Below are 6,380 nucleotides of genomic sequence, written 5' to 3'. Positions count from 1 at the left end.
CCGGACATTTGAACTTAGCCGGCAGGCGGACATTTGAGAATGGCTTTGACATAGCGTGTAGCGGCTACGTTGTAATGTCCGCTTTTGGCTAAGTTCAAATGTCCGCTTTTCGGTTCATCGTAAGCTAACCGGCGGCTGGAAATCCAGTGCCGGAGGCTTCGATGGCAACGACAGAGCGGATAACTATGACGATGCGCGAGCTAGACCGATTTAGGGTTATTCAGGATGTGGTAGACGGCAAACTCAAGCCGTGGCGCGCGGCGCAACGACTCGAGTTGACGAGCCGACAGATCCGTCGTCTGGTCGCACGACTACGCGAACACGGACCGCAAGGTCTCGTGTCGCGGCGGCGCTCCAAACCGAGCAACAACCGGCTGGATGCCGGAACAGCCGAGCGCACGCTCTCGATCATCCGCGAGCGCTATGCCGATTTCGGGCCGACGCTGGCCTGCGAGAAGCTGTGGGAATGCCACGGCATTGGACTGGCCAAGGAGACGGTTCGCCGGCTAATGACACAGGCCGGCTTGTGGGTACCGCGCCGGCAGCGTCCGCCGAAGCTTTACCAGCCGCGGGCACGGCGCGCGTGCCTGGGCGAGCTGGTGCAGATCGACGGCAGTGAGCATGCGTGGTTTGAGGATCGGGCGCCGCAATGCACGTTGCTGGTGTACGTGGACGATGCAACGAGCCGGTTGATGCATCTGCACTTCACGGCAACTGAGTCGACCTTTAGCTACTTTGAGGCGACACGAGCCTACATCGAGCGCCACGGTGTCAAGCGCATCTGAAATTTGAGCCACTTCGCGCGTGATCGCGCAAAGTAAAAGTGAGCCAATCGTTACATTTTTGGTGCCAGGACGTGGCCGGCCTTTCGTTGTTGTTTAAGTCGGTAGCTGTCTCCTTTGATCTGAATGATATGGGCGTGGTGCAGGATGCGGTCAAGCATGGCCGCAGTTAGCGTTGCATTGCGCCCGAATGTTTCGTCCCATTGGGTGAACGGAAGGTTACTGGTGAGGATCATTGAACCGCGCTCGTATCGCTTTGCCACGATCTGGAAGAAGTGGCTGGCTTGGTCTTCCGAGAGGGGCAAGTATCCGATTTCATCGACAATGAGCAGTCTTGGGCCGAGAACGTTGTTTTACCCAGCCCACTCACTCCGAGCAGCACGATGTTCTCAGCGCGCTCCACGAAGGCCATCGACGACAGCTCCAGCACCGATTTCTTCGTGACGCCATGAGCGAACGTAAAGTCGAACTCTTCGAGTGTCTTCAGTACAGGCAAGCCTGCCGTGCGTAGCAACATGGATTTGGTGCGCGTGTGCTTTGCGTCCATCGCGCACTTTAACAGCGCCTCGAAGAAGTCGGCAAACGTGAACTGGTTAGCCGCCGCCCGAGCCGCCAGCATGCTGTACTGCTCCCCCATTGTGTCGATGTGCAGTTGGCGGCAAGCTTCAAGGATCCGTTCGTGTTGGATGTCCATCACCGAGCCTCCGTCAACAGGGCTTGGTAGACTAACAGCTGATGCTGCAGCGGCGTATTATCGAAGCGCGATGGCGGCGGCATCGTTGGCACGCAGGCACAGGGTAAGTTCGCGCGCCACGGCTGCGGCAAGGGCTGTAGCTTCGGTTGCTCGAGTAGAAGACGCTTGAGCGGCCGCTGCCCGGTCGTGCCGTGGATACGCACATTGGCGACGTCCCTCAACCAGCGCACGACCTCGGCGTTCGCCGTGGTCGCGTCCAGCGCGAGCCAATCCTGAGCCAGCCGGCTTGCCAGTGGATTGTAGAAGCTGCAGCGCAGGTACCCGTTGAAGCGCTCCACCTTGCCCTTAGTCTTGGCTCGGTAAGGCTTGCACAGTCGCGGCACGAAGTTGTGGTGCTTCGCAAAGTCGAGTGGATAGCGTCAAGCAGAATGGCCGGTCCTGTTGCCTCATGAGATGATGTTACTCCCGGTTAATTGTCACTCTCCGATTATTTTTCGATGAAGGCTGGCGCTGTGTAACAGCGTCAGCCTTCATCGCGTCGGCATCGCCAAGTATTCTGGCTACCAGTTCTCTGGCGCGGTTCGATCGCCATGCCTTCACACGGCGATGCAGGGTACGTAGCTGCGCGCCCGAATACATCGTCGGTGCCATGGTGACGAGACGCTCATGTAGCTTCTTGGCCGTGATGCCGGGCTCGGTTTCCAGCCATTGTTGTATCGTCGGCCACGTATGCTCGAATGGATCTTCCCGGCTGCGCCAAGTGTGAGGCACGCGCGCCTTTCGGTGATGCGTTGGTCTTACCTCGCCTTCCTGCCATGCTGTCCCAAGGCTCGCCAGGAAATCCGTCAGGGGAACGCAAGCAGGTATGGTTGCCTGCATCGGCGTCGTGCCGGATTCGCTACATTGTGCGACGTGCTGCTGCGCTTCGCGCATCCGACTTAAGAGCTCCAGTGGATCGAGCGCTCGACACTGAGCACGTAGTCTGCGTTTGGTTGCCTGTGGCACCGACGCCGAGCGCAGCACGCGCTCAAGCGGCGTCAACGGCGCTTCATACCGCTTCGTGACCCTCGCGCCATGACGTGTCTTCGATTTCAGCTTAAATGAAGGCTGGAAGACGTTAATGTACAAACGTGACACCTCGTAAAGACAGGCAAGGCTTTGCGTGGCTTCCAGTCCGCGTAACCTGCCATACCCGACGAGGCGGCGCACGACTGATCCATTCTTTTGCTCAACCCACGCCTGGTCATTTTTCTTATACGCACGAGAGCGTGTCAGCTCGATGTCTGTTGCTTTGCAGTAGCCGAATACGGCCTCATTCATGAAGGCTGTATCGTTATCGCAATCCAGACCACGCAGTGCAAACGGCAATGCTCGGCTGACCCGTTCGATGTGCTCGAGAACGAACGCACCGCTTCGATAAGGCATGGCCAGGCATTCGGTCCAGCCGGTCGCAATATCGGTCATCACGAAGCGATGCACGAAGTCGCCGTCGATCTTGGTGCCACCGCAATGCTCGACGAAATCAACCTCGAGATAGCCGGGTGGCGGATTATTCCAGTGAGGGAAGGTGCGGATCGGCACTGCACGGCCAATTGCACTATCCGCTCCACCAGCGCGTCGGCGTTGACCCGCGAAAGCCTGTTCGCGCACGTCATGCAGCAGCCGGTCAATGGTGGCGGCGCTGATCTGACTCAGCCGTTGGCGAACTTGCTTTGATAGCGTCAGGTGACCATGCCGTATCATCGCTTCGATCAGCGTTGGAATGAGGGCTTTCAGTCGTTTGCCGCAGATCCGATCGGCCGCCTCCCACAGCGTGATCAGCGCGGCGCGCACCTGATCGTCGTAGCGTCGCTGGGGCCGGGCTTTACCCTCGGCGGCACAGGCTCGCGGCACAGCACACGGATAGCGTGCTTGCGGTGATATCCCGTCACCTGGACAAACTCGTCCAGTATCGCACGCTTCTCGCTCCGATCAGAACGGCGGTACCGCTCGCCGACCGCCTCTATCCATTCTCATCGTGTTCTCATGCTGAGCCGCCTCGCCATCAGTCGCCCCCGCCAGCATTCTGACGGGTAACACATTACATGAGGCAACAGGCTCCGCTCGGTAGCAAAAAACATGAGTCAATGCGCCGGCCAAGATGATTGGCGCTGTCCAGGCGTGTGTGGTGTGAGGTTGCAGCCGCTGGTCGATGCGCTTCGCGAGGCGCTGCTACAACACGGCGTACTGCACGCCGATGAGACGCCGGTGCAAATGCTTGTCCCCGGTAAAGGAAAAACGCAGCGCGCGTACGTATGGGCATACGCCACGACGCAGTTCGCTCACGTGCGCGCCGTGGTCTATGAGTTCGCCAATAGCCGTGCAGGCGAACATGCTCGCCAGTTCCTCGGTGACTGGCGCGGCAAGCTGGTATGTGACGATCACAGCGGCTACAAAGCCGGATTCGAGCTGGGCATTACTGAAATCGGATGCATTGCCCATGCAAGACGCAAGTTCTTTGAGTTGCACGCCAACCACAAGAGTCAGATCGCTGAACAGGCGCTGGAATACTTCGGCGCACTTTACGCTGTCGAGCGCGATGTTGCACAACTCAAGCCCGATCGCAGAGGTGAAGTGCGTCAGCAGCGCGCTGGGCCGATCGCCGATGCGCTACATGAGTGGATGTTCACTCAGCGCAAACGGGTCAGTGAAGGATCAGCAATCGCCAAAGCGCTCGACTACAGTCTCAAGCGCTGGGAGGCGCTCACGCGTTATCTAGTCGATGGGCATGTGCCCATCGACAATAACTGGTTGGAAAATCAGATTCGTCTTTGGGCCATCGGTCGCTCGAACGGGTTGTTTGCTGGTTCGTTGCGCGCTGGGAAACGCGCCGCAACAATCATGAGCCTGATTCGATCCGCGCAGCTCAATGGTCACGGCCCGTACCTCTATCTCAAAGACGTGCTCAATCGATTGCCCACCCATCGAGCCGACGACATCGCCGCCCTGCTACCACATCGCTGGGCGCCAGCCCCAGCTTGATTGACGGCCATTTACCTCCAGGGATGTCTTTGCCGGGGGCTTACACTGATTTGGGGGTAGCCTCAACAATTCTCAAGAAACTTACTGCCAATTTTGATCAATCCAGTTACACACATTGTTCCATTCTTGGGTGCTCAGATACTGGTTTGTCCTTTCTTCAAGTAAGTCAACATGCTGCCAGTCATCCAGGGCGTAGGGTTGACTAAGCATAAAGTTTGCGCGTTGGTAGTGGTTTCCAAGCATTTTCTCCGCTTGCAGTACTGCTAGTTCAGCTGTAGCGTCCATCGTGAGGCTCAACAGAGCCGCTGGCGGAATAATTTTTTCCCATAGCTCTGGCCATAGCCAATATGTAACACCCCACTCATTCGGATCGTGTTTGTCAAAAACAGCAGGCTTTATTCCAACCGGCGTACGCCCAGTTCCCAGCGATAGCATGCGGATGCTGCCTAAATCAGTAGCGACTCCGCTATATAGCGCTTCAGAAATAGCAACTATAGACGGGTTGTTGGCAAAAACACCACCGTCTACAAAGTAACCTAAATTATTGCTGGTCACCCGATAAGGTGGAAAATAAGTTGGCGCAGCTGATGTCGCCAATGCTGCATCGGCCATTGTGATGTTACGGTAACCATTTTCTTGGCAATTGGAAAACATGCATGGAACCCAGCTATCGCTTGCTTTATCCCACAATTGAGCCGAGTTGACAGCTACGAAAGGTTCCGCAGATGACATCAAAGCACTTCCCAACAGTCCTTGGACAACATCTTTTAGACCATCGTTCACATACTTACAATGCAATAATCCAGAATTACCAAATTTCTCCGCCAGATCTCTTTCAGGCTTCCACCATCTACTATTATGCTTAAAAATCTCATAACCCTTATTTTTATAAATATCAACGATTTTTAAAATACTTGTTTTCTGAGCCAGACCAAGCGCCAATAGGCCTCCCGTGGACGTTCCCACAAAACCATCGGATCTATTTATGATATTGAATTTATCATCAAGATCTTTAACGAGTAAAGCGCTAATTAAGCCACGGATGCCGCCGCCATCGAAACTTATAATTTTGAAACTCATAACATAACTCCTGTAAAAGTTAAAATTGAGCCCCATAAAACCCGGCCAATTATCTATCCCATACCAACTCCATTACGAAGCTGTGAAAAAATTTGCTCCACCCTTGACGCCCGCCCCCGAGTCACTGGACACGTCGCTCGAGTGCAAGTGTCGCATCTCGTGCCACCGCAAATCTGACGTACAGCTTCTTGCGCTCTAGACGATTGAAGCATTGGGTTGGCACGTCTCAGCACGCGAGCACTGGAAAACGGAGGACGTTCACTTCTGCCAAGCACCCTATACCAAACACTCATGAGACTCTCCTTCAATAATAAACTAATAAAACAAATCGAGGACATCTAGAAGTCCTATAAATAACAATAATGCAAATGTATTGTTATTTATCTTACAATCACATCAAGGCTCTATTCCCATTGCACCCATCGATTGCAAATATTACATAATCATGAAAAAGTAAAATATCGATATTTTAAGAAATACGTAGTAATTCTCCTCGCACGTTCGAAACTACGTTGACATAGCCAGCTCGCCTTTCAATGAGTGTACTAATATTGCCGCGGTAATTTCATATTAGACTAAATAACCATTATATCAAGTCAACGTTCAATTTAACCCACCCTTTATTTTGCATTATCCATGTACTGCTCAAATATAATCTTATAATTATAGTAAATTTCGGTCGCTCTCGGTATTGTAAATCTTTATATCAGTACAATTTTCACAAAATATTGTGTCGTGTAATTTTTTCATTTTTTCAACATGCTAATTTTTTATGCTGTATCCATTTAGTAATCCACACTAGT

2 protein-coding genes and 4 pseudogenes are annotated in these 6,380 nt (G+C 53.7%); 2 read left to right on the top strand and 4 right to left on the bottom strand.

Annotated features, from left to right (window positions below; translation table 11 throughout):
- Positions 1-161: 161 nt before the first annotated feature.
- A pseudogene (locus KPG66_RS07115) lies at positions 162-770 on the top strand (ISNCY family transposase); the annotation flags it as partial.
- Positions 771-835: 65 nt separating this feature from the next.
- Here the strand turns inward: KPG66_RS07115 and KPG66_RS07110 are convergent.
- The 3 genes and pseudogenes from KPG66_RS07110 to KPG66_RS07100 all read right to left on the bottom strand — a co-directional run bounded on the left by KPG66_RS07110 (position 836) and on the right by KPG66_RS07100 (position 3,369).
- Positions 836-1,476: pseudogene (locus tag KPG66_RS07110) on the bottom strand (ATP-binding protein).
- Positions 1,476-1,862 (bottom strand): annotated as a pseudogene (locus tag KPG66_RS07105) (IS21 family transposase); the annotation flags it as partial. The pseudogenes KPG66_RS07110 and KPG66_RS07105, both read right to left, overlap by 1 nt.
- Before the next feature lie 73 nt (positions 1,863-1,935).
- Positions 1,936-3,369, bottom strand: a complete 1,434-nt coding sequence (locus KPG66_RS07100) for an integrase catalytic domain-containing protein (RefSeq protein ID WP_237070390.1) — start codon at positions 3,367-3,369, stop codon at positions 1,936-1,938.
- Positions 3,370-3,633: 264 nt separating this feature from the next.
- Between KPG66_RS07100 and tnpC the strand changes: the two are divergent.
- Positions 3,634-4,497: pseudogene (gene tnpC, locus KPG66_RS07095) on the top strand (IS66 family transposase); the annotation flags it as partial.
- Positions 4,498-4,578: 81 nt separating this feature from the next.
- Here tnpC and KPG66_RS07090 read toward each other — a convergent pair.
- Entirely contained in the window at positions 4,579-5,577 is a 999-nt protein-coding gene (locus KPG66_RS07090; RefSeq protein ID WP_237070389.1) for a patatin-like phospholipase family protein, read from the bottom strand.
- Between the last annotated feature and the right edge of the window lie 803 nt (positions 5,578-6,380).

This window comes from Mycetohabitans sp. B2, assembly GCF_021733735.1.
In the GTDB taxonomy this organism is placed as follows: Bacteria; Pseudomonadota; Gammaproteobacteria; order Burkholderiales; family Burkholderiaceae; genus Mycetohabitans; species Mycetohabitans rhizoxinica.
Note: the sequence above shows the minus strand (reverse complement) of the source record. Positions and strands in the feature narration are given on the sequence as shown.

Coding starts and splice junctions, on each gene's coding strand:
- KPG66_RS07090 (WP_237070389.1), bottom strand. CDS start 5,577: ATGAGTTTCAAAATTATAAGTTTCGATGGCGGCGGCATCCGTGGCTTA.